This is a genomic window from Bradyrhizobium niftali, assembly GCF_004571025.1.
Lineage (GTDB): Bacteria > Pseudomonadota > Alphaproteobacteria > Rhizobiales > Xanthobacteraceae > Bradyrhizobium > Bradyrhizobium niftali.
Genome location: NZ_SPQT01000005.1, coordinates 192920 through 213292 on the forward strand (window position 1 = coordinate 192920; position 20373 = coordinate 213292).

At 57.1% G+C, this 20373-nt stretch carries 15 protein-coding genes; 6 read left to right on the forward strand and 9 right to left on the reverse strand.

The window, feature by feature from the left end; translation table 11 throughout:
* Positions 1-101: 101 nt before the first annotated feature.
* The 3 genes from E4K65_RS13070 to E4K65_RS13080 form a co-directional block, all read right to left on the reverse strand.
* The gene (locus E4K65_RS13070) at positions 102-1343 is read right to left on the reverse strand and encodes a cytochrome P450 (RefSeq protein ID WP_135174494.1); all 1242 of its coding nucleotides are present in this window, start codon (positions 1341-1343) and stop codon (positions 102-104) included.
* Between the two features lie 327 nt (positions 1344-1670).
* Complete coding sequence (locus tag E4K65_RS13075; protein ID WP_135174495.1) at positions 1671-2552, reverse strand: pantoate--beta-alanine ligase; 882 nt, start codon at positions 2550-2552, stop codon at positions 1671-1673.
* Between the two features lie 197 nt (positions 2553-2749).
* The gene (locus E4K65_RS13080; RefSeq protein WP_135174496.1) at positions 2750-4231 is read right to left on the reverse strand and encodes a pentapeptide repeat-containing protein; all 1482 of its coding nucleotides are present in this window, start codon (positions 4229-4231) and stop codon (positions 2750-2752) included.
* Between E4K65_RS13080 and E4K65_RS13085 the strand changes: the two genes are divergently transcribed.
* On the forward strand, positions 4230-4490 hold the full coding sequence (locus E4K65_RS13085; protein ID WP_135174497.1) for a hypothetical protein: 261 nt from the start codon (positions 4230-4232) through the stop codon (positions 4488-4490). The two genes, E4K65_RS13080 and E4K65_RS13085, sit on opposite strands and share 2 nt — an antisense overlap.
* Before the next feature lie 633 nt (positions 4491-5123).
* Here the strand turns inward: E4K65_RS13085 and E4K65_RS13090 are convergent.
* From E4K65_RS13090 to E4K65_RS13110, 5 genes are read right to left on the reverse strand one after another with little or no spacing between them, the layout of a single operon-like run.
* On the reverse strand, positions 5124-6848 hold the full coding sequence (locus E4K65_RS13090; protein ID WP_135174498.1) for a dipeptide ABC transporter ATP-binding protein: 1725 nt from the start codon (positions 6846-6848) through the stop codon (positions 5124-5126).
* Complete coding sequence (locus E4K65_RS13095; RefSeq protein ID WP_135174499.1) at positions 6849-7712, reverse strand: ABC transporter permease; 864 nt, start codon at positions 7710-7712, stop codon at positions 6849-6851. It abuts the gene before it with no gap.
* Positions 7709-8698: an ABC transporter permease gene (locus E4K65_RS13100; protein WP_135174500.1), complete on the reverse strand. Its 990-nt coding sequence runs from the start codon at positions 8696-8698 to the stop codon at positions 7709-7711. Before E4K65_RS13100 ends, E4K65_RS13095 begins: the two co-directional genes overlap by 4 nt.
* Positions 8670-10358 (reverse strand): ABC transporter substrate-binding protein, encoded by a 1689-nt coding sequence (locus E4K65_RS13105; RefSeq protein ID WP_235885613.1) that lies wholly within the window; start codon positions 10356-10358, stop codon positions 8670-8672. The genes E4K65_RS13100 and E4K65_RS13105 overlap by 29 nt, the downstream gene beginning before the upstream one ends.
* Before the next feature lie 35 nt (positions 10359-10393).
* The gene (locus E4K65_RS13110; RefSeq protein ID WP_404550801.1) at positions 10394-11716 is read right to left on the reverse strand and encodes an NtaA/DmoA family FMN-dependent monooxygenase; all 1323 of its coding nucleotides are present in this window, start codon (positions 11714-11716) and stop codon (positions 10394-10396) included.
* A 1495-nt stretch (positions 11717-13211) separates the two neighbouring features.
* On the opposite strand from E4K65_RS13110, the gene E4K65_RS13115 reads away from it, so the two are divergent.
* The 4 genes from E4K65_RS13115 (at position 13212) to E4K65_RS48700 (ending at position 16586) form a co-directional block, all read left to right on the forward strand.
* Positions 13212-14123, forward strand: a complete 912-nt coding sequence (locus tag E4K65_RS13115) for a hypothetical protein (protein WP_167770767.1) — start codon at positions 13212-13214, stop codon at positions 14121-14123.
* 301 nt (positions 14124-14424) lie between these two features.
* Positions 14425-14706: a hypothetical protein gene (locus E4K65_RS48690; protein ID WP_235885614.1), complete on the forward strand. Its 282-nt coding sequence runs from the start codon at positions 14425-14427 to the stop codon at positions 14704-14706.
* Positions 14691-15278, forward strand: coding sequence for a hypothetical protein (locus E4K65_RS48695; RefSeq protein WP_235885615.1), 588 nt, complete (start codon positions 14691-14693; stop codon positions 15276-15278). The genes E4K65_RS48690 and E4K65_RS48695 overlap by 16 nt, the downstream gene beginning before the upstream one ends.
* A 219-nt stretch (positions 15279-15497) precedes the next feature.
* Positions 15498-16586, forward strand: a complete 1089-nt coding sequence (locus E4K65_RS48700) for a hypothetical protein (protein WP_235885616.1) — start codon at positions 15498-15500, stop codon at positions 16584-16586.
* 721 nt (positions 16587-17307) lie between these two features.
* On the opposite strand, the gene E4K65_RS13125 is transcribed toward E4K65_RS48700, so the two are convergent.
* Positions 17308-17748, reverse strand: coding sequence for a VirK family protein (locus tag E4K65_RS13125; RefSeq protein ID WP_135174502.1), 441 nt, complete (start codon positions 17746-17748; stop codon positions 17308-17310).
* A gap of 523 nt (positions 17749-18271) precedes the next feature.
* Between E4K65_RS13125 and E4K65_RS13130 the strand changes: the two genes are divergently transcribed.
* Positions 18272-19237: a hypothetical protein gene (locus E4K65_RS13130; RefSeq protein ID WP_167770768.1), complete on the forward strand. Its 966-nt coding sequence runs from the start codon at positions 18272-18274 to the stop codon at positions 19235-19237.
* Positions 19238-20373: the final 1136 nt, after the last annotated feature.

Genomic DNA, 20373 nt, shown 5'->3' on the forward strand with positions numbered 1-20373 from the left:
GCATTGTTTCCGTCGATCACCCCAGCTGCGCTGCTTGCAGAAACCAAAGATGGTTCAGGGCAAGCCCGCTCCGCCGCCTGCGTGAGCAGAACAATTTTTGCCTAGGCTGCAATTTGCACGGGAAGAGCGGAATAGCCGTGCACAAAGTTAGACGCAATCCGCTCGGGTTCGCCGACAACCTCGAACCCCAATTGCGCAGACAAGATCTCTTCCCAGAGGACTCTCAACTGCAGTTCCGCAAGATGTCGACCAAGACAGCGATGGATGCCGAATCCGAACGAGAGATGCTGCCTCACATTTTTGCGGTCGATCATGAAATTGTCGGCGTCCTCAATGATCTCTTCGTCCCTGTTACCGGAGATGTACCACATGACGACCTTGTCGCCTTTCCTGATCTGTTTTCCGCCTACGATGCTGTCGATCGCGGCGGTACGGCGCATATGTGCGATTGGCGTTTGGTACCGAATAATCTCGGACACGGCACTCGAGACCAGCTTGGGATTGTCAGTTAGCTTTCGCAGCTCGGAGGGATATTGACTCATGAACAGGAGGCCGCCGGTAATCGAGTTGCGCGTGGTGTCATTCCCACCAACGATCAACAGAATCAGATTTCCGAGAAACTCACTCGGCTCCATCTGGCGTGTGGCAGGCGAATGCGCCATCAGGGAAATCAGGTCGAGGCGCGGCTCGGCTTTGATGCGCTCGTTCCAAAGCCGGGTGAAATACTCCAGGCACTCGGACAAGATGGTGCTTCGTTTGTCCCAGCTGTCGATTGCATGGCCTGCTTTCGGAGCTGTAACAGCGACGTCTGACCAATAGGTCAGCAGTCGCCGATCCTCAAATGGAAAATCGAACAGCGTGGCGAGCATTTGCGTCGTCAACTCTATGGACACCATGTCCACCCAGTTGAAGGCCTCATTGCGCGGCAAGTCTGCGAGAATCGCCCTGACCCGAGACCGGATCAAGCTTTCAAGGTTCGTCAAGCTTTCCGGTCCGACGATCGGGCCGACGGTATTGCGCTGCTCGGCGTGCTTGGGAGGCCCCATCTTGATGAAGCTCGGGGTCCAGTGCTCGCCAGGCACGTCGACAATAGTAACACCTTGTTCGGACGAGAACGCTTTGTGGTTTGTGTCTACGGCTACGATATCCCGGTATTTCGTCACGGACCAATATGGACCATGAGCGCTGTCTTGACAGTAGTGAACGGGATCTTCCTTTCGCAACCGCTCAAAACAAGCCCACATGCTGTCGTCTTGAAAGCGCTTGCCCTCGCTTACATCCAGCTTGCTCAGCGGGATGACACACGGATCCTCAGCTCTATAATCTTCCGATCGCCTTGTCATGATATCTCTGCAGATTCTGCTCTCGAGAGTTTACGGCGTGGTGCGATTCGTCGCCTTCGAGCTGCCGCAGCACTTGGCTGCGACGGGACGCTCGACCAGGCTACCTCACAGTGCAGCTAGCCTCGCCCTACCATGTCGGGCAGTAAGGATCGTATTGACTTTCCAAGTCGATCTACTCAGGATCGGTGAGAGCTCTCAGTGCTGGTTAGGGATGGCTATGCGCTGGAGGCAACATCAAGCCGAGTACACCTTCATAAGGTGACCCTCGCTTTGGGATACGGCCGGAACGGATAGCTTTCTCAAGGTCATGGATGAATAGTCGCCTGGCTAGGACTGTTCAGGCAGATCGATCCAGATATCCGAAGGACCCTTCACGAGAGTATCTTGATCTGGAACGTAGATATTATCGAAGATCCTGAGGCCATGAGCCGTTGCCGCGCCAAAAATTATGAAAGGGAGCTCGACTTGCTTCAGGTCTTCGAAGTCGTCAGCGCCGACGATTCGAACAAAGTCGAGTTTAAAGTGCCGGAACTTGATCTGAGATGTGGCGGACGCGACCAGATCCTTCACACTAGATGCCCCTTGGGCGATCTCTTTCCTCGAATGGTTGAGTGCCGTGAAAAGGCGGGACAGCTCATCAAGCTCGGAACGGCTAAATCGTCTCAGACGCGACGAAATGGGCACTCCGTTCTTGTATCTCACGGTCGGCACAAACCTTATCTCGCAATCCAGAAGGAGATCTGCGACGGCGCGCTTCACCAGGATCGCCTGACCGATATCTTTCAGGCCGAAGTAGCTGCGAGTCGGCTTTGCATAGCAGATCCAGCGGACTGCCCCGGTAACGGCTTCCTGCAAATAGGCCTCGGGTCCCCCTAGACGCAAATGACAGTCGCCTTGCGATACAAAGGTTCGATAGCCAGGCGGGAACATTTCGGTGTCGTTGGAGGAAATGACGGCAGTTGCTCCCGAACGCAATGCAAGTCCAATATCGTCGTCCAAATTGAAGTCGTAGCTCCCACCCGGTCTAAGCTGGATCTTGTTCGGGTAGACTGTGACGATCGCGACGTCATTTTCCGATGCCGCCCTTCTGATCAGTTCTGCATGCCCAAGATGCAGGGCTCCGAGAGTATGTACCGTCCCGATAGTCTGCCCTGTTCTCGCCACCTCCCGAATGAACGCTTTACCTGCGGAAAGACATGCCAGATGCATTTTCTACTCCAGTCTCTTTGAATGCCAAAAGAGCGTCGGTCGGATCGCACAGAAGGTCTGCCCTGCCTCTCGTATCCGCCGGCGATGCCAGGGAGCCCCATAGCGCTTAAGCGCTCGCTCACAGCTCGAACGACCGCCCAGACCTGTCCTAACTCGCCGACACTGCATTGACTTCTATTTTGCAGTCTCCGAAGCCGTCAGGTAGACCCTTCTCGACCCCGTCGGATCAACGATGAGAATTCAGTCAGATAGCTTGATGGCTCGCGTGGCTGATCCCCCTTCAGAGCGGCCTGTAGGCCCGGACATCGGTCTGCAAAGAACGGTGGCTCGAATGTGGTTATCTTAGCGCCCGAAAAATCCACCTTTACGAAGCTGGCCTGGAACGGCGACATCCCACTCAGGTTCGCCTCGCGCAAGGACGATTGGTTCATGCGAACGTACGCGGCCCGCGTTGCCTCCAGATTGGTTCTCGTCATTCCTGCGGCGAGATATGCCTGAACGAGATTCGATCCTTCGAGATTTGCCTCATCCAGTGCCATTGATTGCGGGGGATCACCGGTGATCATCGACCTGTAAAGGTAAGCATTGGATAGGTCTGCGCGTTCGAGATCGCAGTCGCGCACAAAGGTAGAGCGGCCACGAAAGCCCGATAATTTGGCGGCTCGCATCGTGCTCTCTGTTATAGAAATGCATTCGCCTGATGCCAGAGACAGGTCCGCTCCGTCGAGCTCGCAGGAATGAATGGATGCACCGTTGAGCACGGCGCCGACGAGGTTTGCGTTGGACAAGTTTACGGACAAAAGCCGCGCCTCGGTCAGGTCCGTCTGCTCAAGCTCCGCATTTGGAAGATTTGACAGGTGAATATCAGCAAATGGTGCGCACATGCCTCTCGCTGCGATGTGGCCGCTTACCTTTGATAGTCTCAGATACGGAAGATGAGCGCCTTCCAGGACAAGACCATCGACCGAGGTGGGACGCACAATCGATAAACAGTTCCCCTTTGACTGGAAGAACGAGCAAGACGCCAGATGTGATTTCGTGATCGTGAGTTGGCTCAGCTTGGCAAAGCGGAAGGAAGCGGAAGGAAGGAAACATTCATTAATGGTCGAACCCTGTAGCTCCGCGCCATCGAATACAGCATCACTCGCATCGCATTGGTAAGCGAGAAGCCCGCTGAGCATAGCGTTATCAAAGCGTGCCCTTTTCATGCTGCAACCGTGAAACAGGCTGCCCGTTGCATCAATTACATTGCAAAGACTGGCATCGTCGAAGTTGCAGACCTGCGCTGCAATCGCATGCATATACGCAAAATCGAGCTTGGCCCCGCGGAAGCTTGCCCTCTCTAGCCCCGGACAGATAAGATTCGCCCCAGAAAGGTCCGCCCGATCCAACTTTGCTCCGTAGAGCTGCGCACGATTGAGGGTACAGCGTCGCAACGGGAAATCTGACAGGTCGAGACCGTTAAAGTTCTCGGACGATAGCTGCAAGCCAATCCCGGTCCTTCCGATCGCCTCTTCGGTTCGCCTCCCAACCGCAGCCACCGCGCGCAGCCGATCGGCAGCTCGGCTCCAGTACCGAACAAAGTCCCCATCTGATGAAAGATTGTACTTCGGATCTGACCAGTGCTCTGCCCCTTCATTCGCGGTGCACTCGCTATCAGGGCCGATCGTTTGCGACATGATGATTCCGTATTGCCCGGATTACGGGGGGCCTGTTATCGACCTCTTTTGCTCCGCCTTGGAAGTACGCTATGCGACCTGTGGCGAACTCGTCGGCGAAATGACGACAAGACGCCTCAATGAGGCGCTTATTGTGTCGGTAACCTCCGCAGCCGGCACGCTTGAGCACGTCAGCCGAATTCTAGTCATGCGCCCCCACTGGCGCGCGCTGAGATTGTTCACCGAGTCCGGCAACGTTGACAACGCAACCGTCTTTTGACATTGCCGATATGGCAAGACGTTGCGATTTGTCTCGTCGGCTCTTTTAGGCAAATCCAATTCGCTCTCCATCAAACCGAATGCGAAAACTTCAGGGCCTTGCTTGTTTTTCAGAATGGACCCACGGCTTCCGGGCGGAAAAGTGATCGTTCACAGGGCTGAAGTCGGCCCCTACTCGGCGTTACCTCATTTCCGATAGCAATGACCGTGCCAGCCGCATCAGTCGCAATAAAGAGCTGAATAGACGTTATGAAATCAATATTGACGCCGAATGTTTTGAACCTGACAAACACACTCTCGATGTCAGGGACCGCACCATGATGGCAAGGCTATCGTGAAAGCGAAGATTGCGAGCTCGTTTGCAGGAGCGCAAGAGCGCCCGTCCTTTGCGAGCACGCAATCGATGACTTGCAATCCGACATTTGCGGATCGCCGAGCTCGGGGTTAGCGAGTGTTCGAACTCGGCTCGCCCTGCTCCGCGCGCCGGCCAGTCCATCAAGGGGGAACCCGCGCCACAGACTATCCTGTTCGAGCGGTGATGGAGCGCGTAATCGTGACCAACTCGGCGCGCAAAGGCGAATGCCCCGCGATCGGAGATAGATAATTTTATGATAAAGAATCGGATTCGAAGGCGTCATGCGATGCCTTCTTCGAGGATCGTGGCTGAATGACCTATCTGGTGGTCGCGCACAAGACGCGGCATGGCGGCGATAAGGCTCTTGGTATATTCAGACTCTGGATTGCGAAATATCTCTTCAGTGGCGCCACTATCGACGATTCTCCCCCGGCGCATAACTATGACGCGATCGCTGATTTGGCGAACAACACTGAGATCATGCGAGATGAAGAGATAACTTACGCCGACGTGTTCCTTCAGATCGCCGAGCAGGTCCAAGACCTGGGCCTGGATCGAGACGTCGAGCGCCGAAACCGGCTCATCGCAGACGATGACGGCAGGATTTGGTGCGATCGCGCGGGCGATCGCAACGCGCTGGCGCTGACCGCCCGAAAGCTCGAGCGGTCGTCGGTCCAGCAAGGCCTGGGATAGCCCGACCAGATCGATCAGCTCGATAACGCGCTCCTGCCGTTTGCGCCGTATCTCAACGTCACTCGAAAGGCTGTCGGATATGATGCGTCCGACCGTCCAACGTGGATCAAACGAGCCAAGAGGATCCTGGTAAATCATTGATAGCGACCGCCGCCGAGCCCGCCGTTCGCGCTCGGCGAGCGCGGTCCAAGGCCGGCCTGCAAACTGAACGGCTCCCTCGTCAGGCTCCTCGAGCGCCAGGACCATGCGCGCCATCGTTGACTTTCCTGAGCCGGACTCACCTACGATGCCCAAAGTCTCGCCGGATCGCAGTTCGAAGGAGACGCCGTCCACAGCCGTCCGTAAAGTGCCATCCGGGCCCTTGAAGCGCTTCACCAGACTTGTCGCTTCGAGCAGGATGGGACGAGATTTCGGTGGCGATTGCACTTCTGGCTGCGTTTGCCGGGCAGGCGAACGCACAATAGTGGACGGTGAGAGGCGTGAGCCGCGCGGCCGGCCTGATGGCACGGCGTCCAGCAGCTGCTTAGTATAGGGGTGCTCCGGATCTTTGAGTATTTGGCCGGCGTTACCGCGTTCGACGACCTCGCCTTCTCGCATGACGAGGATCTCATCCGCCACGCGGGAGACCACTGCCAGATCGTGACTGATCAGGATCAGAGCCTTGCCCCTCGTTTTGGTCTCCTCAAGGAGTGACAGCACATGAGCTTGCGCAGTCACATCGAGAGCGGTCGTCGGCTCGTCGGCGATCAGGATGCGGGGATCGAGCGCAAGTGCCGAAGCGATGAGAGCCCGTTGACGCTGGCCGCCGGATAACTGATGCGGCAGCTGCTTGGCCTTGGTCTCGGGGTCGGGGACACCGACGAGCTTAAGAAGAGCAATGACGCGCTGCGCGAGCTCCTCGCGCGATGATACCGCGCCGTGGAGGAGCAAGCCTTCGCCAATCTCTTTGCCGATCCGGCGAAGCGGATCAAGTGAGACGAGTGCATCTTGTAATACAAAGCCGATCTCGTTGCCGCGGATGCCCCGCCAGGCACGATCGCTAAGACCCATCAGGTTCGTCCCGTCGAAGCTTAGCTGGCGTGCATGAACATTGGCGTAGCGACCAGCGAGGCCTATGAGAGCCCGCGCAGTCACGCTCTTGCCCGAGCCGGATTCACCTACAATCGCAAGACACCGTCCGGGTCGGAGGGAGAAGGATATACTGCGCACAACCGGTTTCTCGTCGATGGCGCGACCGAAGGAAACACGCAGCGAATCGACCGTGAGGAGGTCTGGCTGCTGCGGGACAGGCTGTGGGCGCCCCTGTGACATTCACGTTTTTCCTTCCAGACGGTCCTGTAGATGGCGCCCGATGATGGTGAGGCTGAGGGCAAACGCCGTAACTGCCAAACCGGGTATGATCTCCAGCCACCAGGCGTAGATTACATAATTGCGCCCGGCATTGAGCAGCGCGCCCCATTCAGGCGCCGGGGGAGCGACGCCGAGTCCTAGAAAAGCAAGACCGGAGGCCCATATAATCGCCTGACCTACGCCGATCGTCATCATTGCCGTCAGCGGGTTCATGGCGTTGGGAAGAATATGCCTCCAGACAATACGGGGAAATGGATGACCCAGCACCTTAGCGGCCTCTACATACCCTGTCTCCTTGATGGCAAGCACCTGGCCCCTGATCATGCGCGCATAGCCTGGCGCTGTGCCGATTCCGACAGCTATGACCTCAGTCAATACCGACGGCCCAAAAACGGTCACGAACACAAGGGCGAGCAGGAGCGTGGGAATTGCGAAGAGCACGTCGACAATCCGGCTCAGGATGCTGTCGCATACGCCACCAGAAAGTGCGGCGGCGACGCCGAAAACGATCGCAATGGACATGCTCAGCGCCGTCGCGCCTAGTCCAATAGCCAGGGATTGGCCTGCCCCCTCGACTACTCGAGAGTAAAGATCTCGACCCAATTGATCAGTTCCCAACCAATGGGCGATCGACGGAGACTGCAATGACGATCTCAAATCAATAGCGAGCGGATCGTGCGTCTGCAGCACCTTTGGCGCCACAGCCGCGAGGGCAAATAGGCCAATGATCATAAGACAGGCGGCAACTCGGAACGGAACATGGCGGACGATTGCCAGGACCTCTTTGAGCGACCGAGACTCGGTAGCTTCGGCGAACATGCTCATGTCAACTTGATCCTCGGATCGACCAACCGATAAGTCAGATCGACAATCAAACTGACAAGAACGAATAGGCCCGCAGAGATCAAAACAGCTCCCGAGACAATCGGAACGTCTCGCGAGGACGTTGCAGCAACAAGGACTCCACCGAGGCCTTGACGGGCGAAAACCACCTCGATCAAAATCGCGCCCGAAAGCAGTTTTCCGAGCGCCCAACCTGATAAAGTAATGCCAGGCAATGCGGCATGGCGGAGGACATGGCGAAGCCTGACGCCGAAATCACTCATGCCTCTGGCCCGCGCGGATGCAACGAACGGCTGCTCGAGCACGCGCGTGAACTCGTTCTGAACGACTTGTCCGAAAAAGCCCGATAATTCAAGAGCCAACGCAAGTGTCGGCAGAATGAGCCCGGCCGGTGAACTTCCACCGATGACCGGAAAAATGCGCAGCTTTACCGCAAAAACAACCAGCAGAATTGTGGCCAGCCAATAGGGCGGCGCGGTTGCAAAAAAGACCTGCGTGTCATTGAGCAACTTCGCCCACATGTTGTCCCTGCCGGCGATGAACAAGGTCGTCAGGATTGCGATAATCCATGCGAGCAGTAGCGCGGTGACCGCCAGAATGATGGTAGGGCCAATCTGTTCGGCGATGATCCCTGCGACAGGCCGATGTTGCTGGTATGACTCGCCAAGGTCTCCATGCAGGATTCGCAGTATGTATTTTCCGTATTGAATCGCGAGCGGTTGATCAAATCCGTATTTCGCATTGATCGCCGCAAGTTCTGCCGATGACGCGAGTCCGACGTTGCCGCTTGTCGCATTGATGATGATTTGGGCGCGGTCGCCAGGGAGCACACATTGAATCAAGAACGCGAAGGTTGCGGCAGCCCACACCACGACCACGCCGGAGAATATCCGGCGCGTGAACCAAACAATGGGATGATGGGCTACTATCTTCACGGCGTCACTTCCCATCATCGAAATGAGCGTCATAGAAAACGGGTTCGCCAACCGAGCCGCGGTCCAGCCAAACGTCTTTGAGGTTCGGCCTGGTCGCCAAGGTTACGTCCAGCACCGTGAGGCCAATCACAGGAGCCTCATCCACGATCTTCCGTTCCGCCTGCTGATAGAGGGCGGTACGCCGCGCCCCATTGAGTTCCTGCTCCGCCCTTTGAATGACGTCCCAAAGCGTCAGATCTTGATAGCGTGAGGGATTGAAGCGATTAGTCTCGCCCTTCTGATCGGGCTTCCACGAGATCCGGAATATCTCCGCGCCGGGGGCAACCCAATAGAGGAGAACAATCTCATAATCATCGGGTCCGAGGTTTTTTCCGGCGAAGAAATCAGCTGGATTAGTAGGCTGAAGACGTACGTCAAAACCGGCCGCTCTTGCCTGCTGCTGGATAACTTGCAAGGCTTGCTCGCCATCTGGCTTCAGAAAAGCGTTCGAATAGGACACGCGCACGATGAGCGGGTTGCCATTCTTAACACGAACGCCGCTAGGATTACGCTCGGTCCAACCCGCCTGATCAAGCAATTGATTGGCTTTCCGAATATCGTACGTATACGACTGCCCGAGCTCGCGCAGGTATTCCGGCGAGCTCTGACTAAGCGCACCGTTGCCTTCAAATGGCAAAGAGCCAAGGAATGATGTGTCGACTGCGGCCTTCCGGTCAGTCGAATAGGCAAACGCCTTGCGGACGAGCACATCGTCAAATGGGGGCCGCGCCGTATACAACGCCAGGCGCAGAGGGGTACCGCCGGTAATGTGCCGCAATACTGGAAAACGGGAATTGGCCTCCTTCCATGCGATAGCTGGGATATCGTATATGGCATCGGTCTCGCCCGTGATGAACGAGCCGTACCGGACGGTCTGATCTGGCAGGAACTTCCAGCTGATTCCGTCAATGTAAGCCGGCCCTTGATGTTTGGCGGTGGCCGGCGCCGAGTTGTAGTCGGGATTGCGGCGGAAGGTGACCTCCCATCCATGACGCCATTTGTCGACAATGAATGGACCTGAGCCGACTGGGTTCTCGCAGTTTACCGCAAGTCCGCGCTTGAGCGCGGATGGTGAGAGAATGCCTTGTGAGGATTGAGCAAACACGTTCAGCAAGGGTTGAAATGGCACCTTCAAGGTTACCTGTAACCTCAGAGGAGCGATTGCACTTGCCGATTCGAAGCTATCGCTAAGATACGGAGCAGCAGTCGGATTGCGCAGATCAGGGTCGTTGCTGAGCCATCCGTTGATATTGTCCGCGATGGCCTGCGCATCCAGAGAAGTGCCATCCGTGAACTTCACATTCGGCTTTATCTCGAATGTGTATATCTTCTTGTCATCGGAAATTGTCCATGACTCGGCCAGCCATGGCACAATCTTGCCATCCTCGCTGCGGGCGACCAGATTATCGCTGTACTGGCGTTGCAGATACCATTGCTGCACCCATCCCCCGAAGAGGCACGCCGGCTCTTGAAAGTGCCCGTAACGAATAACGCCTCCTCGCTTTACGCTGCCGGCTACCCCTTCTTGAGCATGAATAGTTGACGGCAATTGCGACAGGCCCAAGAGCACGAGAAGGGTTGCCTTCACGGTTCTTGCTGGATAGTTCGACTTTCCAGTGAATCGCCTCGTTGACCGCGCATTCGATGAATGCATATCCAGTCTCCAAATGATTTGATGTTGAGGAAGCGTCATAGCCGTGAGCTAGCTGTGGCTCGTGTCGGCCCGAAAGGAATGGAAAGCCCGAAATGCTCTCGCAGCGTCTGCCCTCGATATTCTTTGCGAAAGAGCCCGCGCTTCTGCAGGATGGGCACCACATTGTCGACAAACGCTGAAGTGCCATCTTGCAGCACGTCCGGAATGATGTTGAAACCATCAACCGCGCCAGCGCGGAACCATGCCTCAATCGAGTCCGCAATCTGCTCAGGTGCACCCACGAGCAAGCGGTGGCCAAACGCTTGAACGCTGCTAATGATTTCGCGAACCGTCCGACCTTGACGCGCCAGAGTCTCAACCGTGCGATGGTGACCGACAGAAAACGGAACATCATCTGCAGTAGGCAAAATCTCCTCCGGGATTGGCCTTTCGAGGCTGAGCTTCTCGACCGCCACGCCCATGCTTCGTGCAAGAGCAACGATGGCGCGCTCCATATCGAGGAGTCCGTCAAGGTTTTCCTTGCGACGAGCCGCTTCTTCCTCGGTGCCCCCGATACAGGTGACAAGGCCTGGCAGGATGAGCGGGGCCGCAGGGCGGCCGAATTGCCGAGAAAGCGCGCGCAGGCGCTCTGCCTCCTGCGTCGCCGTTGTCAAGTCCCCGGCTGCCGCAAACACGACATCTGCACTGCGGGCGCCAAGCCGTAATCCGGGATCCGAACCGCCAGCCTGAACGATGACTGGGTGGCCTTGGGGCGAAGCGGGATGCGTAAGTGGGCCCCGGATGCCGAAACTATTGGTAGCGGGATCGAGCAGGCGGAATCGGCTCTGATCTGCGTAAACACCCGCAGCCTGATCGGCGATGACTATCTCGCCGCTCCAGCTCAGCCAGAGAGCACGGACCGTTTCAACGAAGTCCTCCGCACGTCTGTAGCGATCCGCTCGCCCAATCTCTCGACCGCCAAAGTTCGCAACCGTCGCCGGACTCGACGTCGTGACCGCGTTCCACGCAACGCGCCCGCGGCTGATGACATCGAGCGATTGGAAGCGCCGGGCAAGATTATATGGTTCGTTGTAGGTAGTCGACGCCGTCGCAATCAGACCAATCCGGTCCGTTTCACGCGCAATCACGGCGAGAACCAGCGTCGGTTCGAGCCCATTAAGCGGCGGCTGGTGTGTGATGTCGGAACTTATCGCGGGGGTATCGGCGAGGAATACAGCATCCAGCAGACCATGCTCCGCAATCTTCGCAGCGCGGACGTAGTGCTCGATGTCGAAAAAGGCGCTTGGATTTGTGCCCCGCCAGCGCCATGCGGCGGAATGACCACCCGCACCATGAAGATTTAAGCCAAGATGAAGCATGGAGTTACCCGAAGACATAACAGCCACTCATGCGGCGGCATCTGAGCTGCTTGGCGGACCTTGTGGACGAGTTGATCTCGGCAGCCAGCCTGCGCTTTCGCGCAAGCGCACCTTGCATGTGCTCGGGGCAGCCAATTTGAGCGATAGACAACAAACAGCCAGCTGATGTGAGAAGAATGTCACCAAAGAAGCTTTTGCTAGGTCTTGCGATCTTCTCCGAACGGGCGCGGCAAAGAAGAGCTTCGACCACGCTGGTCGCCGATTACGCCGACGTGACAGCTTGTCCCCAGCGGCGGGTTGCTTCCACACCAGTACATTCACATCGCCTCTCCAGAATTCCTCAAGAAGCCAGCTCCTTTTCAGGAAGATGTTTTGGATGGGATTCGCCATCGAAAATTTGGACTCCCGAGAGCGAGCAATGATCATGCTAGAGGATCTTTAGAGGTCCAGACCATGCAAACGCAATAGTTGAGTATTTCAATCTACTATCGTCCATTGGCATGCTCTTCTATTGCCGTGTCTAAACCTTACTCGCTTAATCCAAAGCGTTCTCTGATCAGGCCCACCGAACACGCGCTGCGTAATTGTAGCGACTGCAATTGGGAGCGCCGGCGCGACGCTGAGATGACTCGATGCGCTCGAGAACACACGGCAGTTTTGGCGTGACATGATGGGTCAACCGCTTGCTGCCGCGCTGCAAAGTGACATCCGATCAATAAGGCGTCGCCAAGCCCACCATCTAATAATGCGATGAACCATTCTAGATTATAGATACAGCGTTACACGCAACGCTTCGAAGCTGCGCTGGATTCGAGGATGCTGGAGCGTCGTTAATTATCGCGCGCGCGGCGGATTGAAATTGCATCGAGCGGGTCGTGTTTTGCGACCAGCCTTCGCCGCGCCCGCGCAACTCCTCGTCCCAAACAGCAGTCCCAACAAGCATAATGAGCTTCACGCCAGACCGGCGCAATCACGAGCCCGATGGCTGTGGCATCGGCTACTCGGATCAGAGCTTGCCCCTGGACGAACCTTTCAACGACATCGACTCGCGCACAATGCAAGCTGACCCAGATAAACTGATCCACCCAGCGCAAGCTCACCGATTGCAGCGCTTTCGCGCACCGCTTCTCCCAGACCATTTACACCGGAGCTGGACAGGGGCGAAGGGTCGATCTCGCCAAACGCAACTCTGCAATGAACAACAGGCCCGCCAGCACAGCGGCAAGGGCCCGAACTTTACTTCAACCAATGGGCCCGGTCAGCTATTCGACAGCTAAGCCCTTTAGCATAGTAACATCTCTATCGGACTAGCAGGCTCACTTGATGGCTCATGACCTGGAAGAGAAGGACCTGGATCCTGGCTCAGTCCGTTCCGCACGCCCTCAACATACCGTCCGCTACAATTTTATCGAGAGTTGCGCCCGGCCCAGCCTCTGATCCTTATCGGACCAACTTTGCTCGATGACATTGACAAGGCAACCAGTGGGAGAGGGGAATGGACCAATCTGACAACGTCAACCCGTCCGCGGCTCGCATCAGTTACGTCGAGCCGCAACGGGAAGAGACCGCGCCGCAAGCAGACTTTGAGCTGCGGCTTAGCGAGCATCGGCCAGTCCTCCCAGCACCAGCTTCAGCCGGCGCTGGATCGACCCGAGCTGCAACGGATGGCAATAGGAGAGCGGACCTTATCCCGAAGAACGAACGGTGCACAGCCGCATCCTTTGTAAAAGCGCGCGCTCAACTCGCCGCAACGCTGACCTGCGCGAACCTTGCGGAACTCAGAAGGGAAATCGAACTCGCTGCGCAGACGTCAACGCCATGGTCAGGAGCGACTGGACCGTCGACCGGCGGCGTGGATAGTAGCCGCGTTTACGACGACGTGGTGGCGTCCTCATACGCGGAGCTGCAGCGCTTTCAAAACCACCCCAGCCATTGCAAGCCGCGCGGATTGGCTAATCAAAGCGCGATGGCCCATTTGCGTTCCATGGCGGCTTCGCGTTTCGACGCCGCCCCCTGGAATATCTGGGGAGGCCAACGACTTGATCTGGGTCGCGCAGCGGCAGAACACATGAGGGGCGACACCACTGATTCGCCCTTTGTGTCATTGTCCGAGGAGGCCTCACAATTGCTCCTCTCGCCGGACGACGACAACGAGCATGGCGCCAAAGTGATCGCGGAAAATGCGAATGAGTTGCACACGTACACGGTGCCGAGGATCACCGCTTGGACGGCCGAGGAGATCGTCAGTATTCTTGAGGACGGGACTGAGGATGATGAACCCAATCTGGCCTGGGTGAGCGATACCCCAACTGAGGAGCGCGAGGTACTATTTCTGGGCGGGAATCTGGACGACTATCGGACCGCGAGCGCGTCGAATCCCTACAGAAAGTCAGGGAAAGAAGATTGAGGGTGGAAGCTTAGCAAGATAACTCGGCTGTTTTCGATGCTCGGAAAATCGAAAGCAGCCTTCGCTCGGTCTATACTGCTCCCGCCGAGCTGGCCATCAGGGAGCTGCCGCGTACCGCACCTGGAAAATCAGAATTTCAGCTGAAGCCTGTACCGTCTTTACGTTCGCCGCACTCGTCGTCGGGTTCGAAAAGGCACTTGCCGACCAATATTCGTTCTAACTTTCCGCCCGGCCAGGTCTGGTTTTGGAAAGCTAACGTGGGTCGCGAAAGAACGAGCAAACGAAGCCAGCGGACTGCAGCATGGATCGATACAACGCGATCAACCGAGCGTATAAAGATTCCGCGGCGTCAGGTACCACGGTTGAACAGCCCAAGGAACCGCAAGCGGTGTTCGAGCAACACTTGCGAGAGGTGCGGCAGCTCGGCCCGGTATATTCACTAGCGGGCTTTATGACATCACCGAAGAAGACGATCGCTTCATCCAAGCAGCGTCTGGTGCTGTCCTTGACCGAGGCCCACCGCCAAAGGCGATTACCATTGAAATCTATGACCGTCGGCTTCGCAAATTGGCAGAGCTGCTGAAGCAGTCTGGTTACTCGATTGCTGAGCTCGATGACGACACGTTGCTCGAGCGCTCCAAGACGCTACTGCCAGAAGACAAGGTGATCTTCTCTGCATTGTCAATGGTGAGTAGGTACCGGGAGCTCAGCGATACCGCTCCGCCACTCAGAACACATTACCGTCCGTCCAAGGAAGATACCAACCTCATCAGAGAGGCGACCGAGGCGGCCTTTGGTCGAGCAATGGACGCAAACACCGCTGGAAATTACGCTAGCAGTCTTCGCAAGCTAGTGGCAGCACTGCGCCCCTTGTCGATTGCTAAGCTCAGCCACAAAGCGCTGCTCGGCTATGCCGATGCTTTGTTTCCGAACGACAAGAGCCTCATCTACGCGTTGAACAGGCTGAACGACTACCGCCGAATCGCGGGGCGGGACAACTCGCCGAGTTACGTGGGCGACTCGCGTCAGCCGATGCAGCCGGCCGCCGATTTGCCCGTCCAGCTTTTCGAACGTGAGCAGCCTTTAGGGAACGCGAACGGCTCATTGCCGGCGGGCAGCTTCAATGCTCAGCAGTTTTGGGAGGGAACGGTTTAACCGCTCGTTCTCCCGCGCGACGTATCGCCCGGGATATGCTTTCCGACGCTGTGCGCCAAAACGATGTGCCTCCACCTTCTAGCGTCGATGCGCCGGCACTTTGGCAGGGAATGCGTGCCGCTCCCTCGCCCCTGCAGAGTTTCGCTCAGGAAGCGCTTTTTCGATGCCGCCGATCGCGAGGGCCTGCCGCCAGTCAATGCACCGGTGCTTTGGCCGAGCATGAGTTCGGTCGCCTACTCACCCGTGCAAGATGTCGCCCAGGAACAGCTTTTAGGTGCTGCTGATCGCAAGGGCTTGCCGACGACGTCCTACGATGCACCGGTGCGCTGGCCAACCGCCGGTTCAGTCACCCATTCGCGCGTGCACAGTGTCCAGCAAGAGCTTTTCGATGCCGCGGATCGAGACCAGTTTGCGCCTGCTTTCGATCTGCAGGCATCGAAGTTATGGGGGGCGACGGAGGCGACAACCCATAGCGCCGGCGGGGCGGACCCTTTCGATGCCGTGATTTGGCAGCCCAGCTCACGGCCGCAGGGTCCCGCCTGTGAAAAAGACTTTGGACGGATGATGAATCAAGATGGGGAGAGAGCCGGCGAGAGCTTTGACGCCTCCTTGGCCGTTACCGAAGGTTTTCCCCATGGCAACCAGCCCGCGACGGACATGATGCGTTCCAGGCTCAGCCGCTGGGGTCAGATGCCGGATGCAACACAGCGGGTTAAGACCTACAACATTCACGGTGAACGCTATACGGGCGTGTTAGGACCGCGTGTGGGTAGCGATCTTCAGCTCATCCATCTGCGCTCTCCTGCTGTTGGCGATACATTTGACGTTTCATTCGCAGTGCCCAATGATTTTTCTCATCGCACCCAGCTCGCTCCCGACATGATGCTTTCCAAGCTGGGCAAGTGGGACTTCTTGCCTAATGCGCAATATCCGCTCATGAACTATGAGATTGGTGGGGAACGCTATACGGCCGTGCTGGGGCCGAGAGGATCCAATGACGTTCAACTCATCCATCACCCAAGGTTCGCTTCGGGGAATGAAGCTGCGTCGGTGACTCCGATGGCTTCCCCGCATACCTACGACGGCCTCGCATCTGGGCTTGATCGGCCCTCCGGGTTCGAATTGCAGGCGGCGAACCTCCAACCGCCGTCCGCCGCGCGCCTCTCGGGCCACCACCCGCTCCCGCAAGTTCCTGAATTCGGAGAGTGGTTCGGCCTCGACTGGAGGCACGGCCCGCGAGAAGCTTCGACTCTCGTGATTGACATGCTCCAAAACCTGGCCTTCTGCCGAGCCAGGGCGTCCCCATGACCCGCTTTTTGATCCATGGCGAGCCCTACACGGCTGAAAGCCTAGCCGGTGGCCGCGTTCTTCTCTTCCATCGGCCGCAATTTGGCTGAACGATATGCTGTCGGCACCTCGGGCAGCCCCACAAGCTCCCGAATCCACTCGGATCGCCTATTTTCGGAAATCAGAACCGCCTCCGAACGACAATTGAGACGGTGAGTAAACCCCGTAGCCGCCATTCACAGCATGATCTTAAGCGGGGTGGTTCAATCACCCTGCGGCTGCATTCGGCAGCACGGAAGGTTCAAGTGAAAGAACCCCAAAAGGCGCGGCATGAAAGATACCAGCTCATCCTGGGGGGGGCCCGAGGGTCGAGCGAAATCATCGCGAGCCCGCCGCTTGATCGGCTTGTAAATACACTCCCAACAGGACCGCGGAGGGCGTGGGGACGTACCTTGCCCCGCTCATCTGGAGCGTTCGACTGAGAAGCCGGGGCTCTAACCCATATGCTGACAGCCCGAACCGCCGATCCTCCAATCACTGAGACGAATGGAGATCGACGGCCCTCATGCCCAACGTTGGTCAAACAGCAGAAACTTGGCGCAACTCGGATCCTTCCCAGACGAAAAGACGGCCAGAGAAACTCTGAGCGTCCCTGAGATCGAAAGGATCGGTGTCATACTGCGAAGGCCTCTACACGATTCGGATCAACTCTTCGGAGCGCCCCTTTTCTCTGTGCTCTTTGTTACCAGATGAACTTTGCGCCATCCGGCAGTTCGCAGATGAATTCGCCTTGGTTCACAAGCTCGGTGGTTCCGACAACAAGCTTCGAGGCTCGCACCGTCAGCTTGCCTTCGCGGCTAAGGCTATGGCGGATGTACTCGGTCACGGCATGTCCAGAGCTGTCGACCGTTTGGTGAGCATTGGAGAAGCTGATTCCGTTCTGGACCGTCACCCTGAATGCATTGATAACCAGACCGGCTTGCGTCGCCGATGCAGGCTTGCCGCCCTCCGCGGGGTTACAGTGGCTCATGTCCAGTATGAGCTTCACATTCTTCCCCGCCTGCAGGGCATTGAGCACCTCGGTGTATTTCGGCGAGGGCTCATCGGCTCTCGCCAGAGCGCTAGCGCTTGCGACCGAAAGCAAGGACAACAGGATCGTCAGTCCTTTGCCGGTAATCTTCATATGCTCTTCTCCCTCGATAAGTACCACAGCTTACGCTTTTCAAGATGTCGTGCTCGCGCGTTGTTTGGCTTTCATTCAGCAAGCGCGCTCGCGCCTGTACAAAAACAGCCTGCCGCAATAAGGCGCAAGTAGTTGCGACGGCTATTCCGACATCACAACCTCGTAGGTCAGGTTCTGGGGGCTTCGCCTTGCGGGCGTCGACTCGAGCGATTTGTTCGATGGTCGGCCGCCGGGAAACCACAAACGACGAGCGGTCGCGCTGGTCCACTCGGGCCTAATGAGCGAGAACATGCAGCCGTCACATCTGCAGGAGCAGACGATCTACGAAGGAAGCACTCGATCAGCCGCATGCGCTTGCGTGTCCCTCTTAGTCTGCAAGGACTGTCTGCCCTAGGCGACAGGTGAAGCGAACGCGGCGCGGCGGTCGAGGAATCCGGTCTCAGCTTAATCGATCGTCAGCTTCTCGAAAGCTGCACCTGCAACAATCCACGCCGATAGGCGGCCCTTCGAAGGGAGTAGAGAGATGAATGTCGATCCGCGGAATGCCGCAGACAATTCCTTTGAGGTTCAGCGGCCGCACCACGTCGGTCGACAGCAGGACGAGCTTAGCGCCCACACCAGCGCACCGACAAGTTCAGAAGACCAAGCAAACTTTGAGCAGCAGCTGAATGACTTGGCTCTAGATGACTTGGACTCGGTCTGCCCAACCTCGGAGGCAGTGTCCTTAGCGGCAGATTCCGCGAGCGCCGCGCCCTCATCTGGGCCAAACGAGGCGACCTCGGAACCCAGTCGCTATCCAGCCTCATCATACGTCAGTGCGCGCGCTCAGCTTGCCGCAACATTGACTGGAGCCACTCTTGACGCACTTCGGAACGAGATCGAACTTGCCGCGCAACAAGCAGCACGTTGGTCATCGGCGACCGACGCTGCCATTGATCGAGATCGCGTATTCGACGACGTGGCGGGCTCGTCATATGTCACACTGCGGCGTTTTCAGAATCAGGACACTGATTGCAAGCCGCGCACGGAAGAAAACACGAGTGCAATATCTCATGTCCGCAACACGGCTCGGGATCATTCTTCCGTTGGATATCCTCTGGAGCGGTATCCCATGGACCGAGCCCGCCAAGCTGGTTGGCATATGCGGGGGAAGACTACAGCCTCACCCTTCGTATCGTTAGTTGAAGATCCGTCAAAACTCGTCGTATCTCGCGATCCGTGGGCGAGAGCGATTGCCAACAATGCGGACGCGCTACACACCTATACCGTACCGAAGACCACAATCTGGACGCCCGACGACGTACTGAGTAGCATTGGGCTTGGAATGAACGGGGAGGATCAGGACACCATCGATGGGGACGTCGATTTGATGTGCTCACTGGGCAGAACGCCGACCCGGGAAACCGAGCGCCTGTTCCTTGGAGGCAATTTGGAAAGCTACCGCACCAGTAGCGAAGCAAATCCCTACAAGCGCGAGAGTAATGAGTAGATGGTCGATCTCGCCATTTGGCAGGTTCGTTGGCGACCAAGCGCCACAATCCCCGGCAACGAAGAAAAGCGGCGCATCAGCTCCGCCTCATGCACAACAGATTAAGCGTAAAGGGGGCGACCGACGGCCCGATGAAGGCGCCGATCGAGCCGTACAGCGGTTGACAGTTCCGACGGAAGGTCAGGAGGACACCGATCTTGTCCCCTCATCCCTTTCCGCTCGTTGAAGCATCGCGGCATCTTGGATGCATTGTGTCGCGAGGCAGGAATTTATCAGCCGGGGGTTGGCAGGCGGATTTGGCGAGCCGCTGAAAGCGCAGCATCCCTCGCGTTAGCTAACTGCTTCTGACAATGATCGCGCGTCAACCAACAGTGTTTCGGCCGCGATCGCATCATTCATTCACTCACCCGTAGCAAGCGGCGCTGTTTCATTACAGCCGATCCGCAACCTGGATGCGTTCCATCAAAACAATCGATTTTGCCGAGCATGCCTAAAGGCCTCATAGTCGATCGCAATGTATGGAGACCGCATTCAAGATGACGTCTGGCAATCGATTCTCTCCTCAGCCCTTTGCCGAACCACTTGGCTCGCGCGATCGGCAGTCTGCATTTCGGACGTTAGGTCCTGCGCGTCACATCGACGTCCCGCGCCCGCCCCGATTTTCCCACAAAATTGCCGAGTATGAGGCAGATCGGATTGGCCGATCTTTGGCGTCATAGCCGAAACGACTGCCTCTTCGCGCGCTTCAACGCGTTATGGCGCTAGGCTTGATTGGACGGACAAATGCTCACGGCCTTGGGCAGAGCGCGATTGACCTTCGCACAGCTCGACAGCATGGCCCAACTGTGTCGTCATTGCCTCACAAGGAGCCCGATGTTGATGGCGCCGATACAAATAGCCCTTAAAGGCACTTGAATCTCACCCAGCGTCAGATTGTAGGATTTCCGACAGTCTCGCGACAGAATCCACTCGCGTGAACTCTTCCTGACAGGTAGTGACAATTGCGAACGTCTCAGAACCTCAATGCTCGGCCGATACGGCTTGGGACACTGCTCGACTGCTCCGATTCAGAGCTTGCATCGTTAATCTGCTCTGTGAGCGCAAGACGAAGCGCGCTCTTCGCAGCCATACCAGGA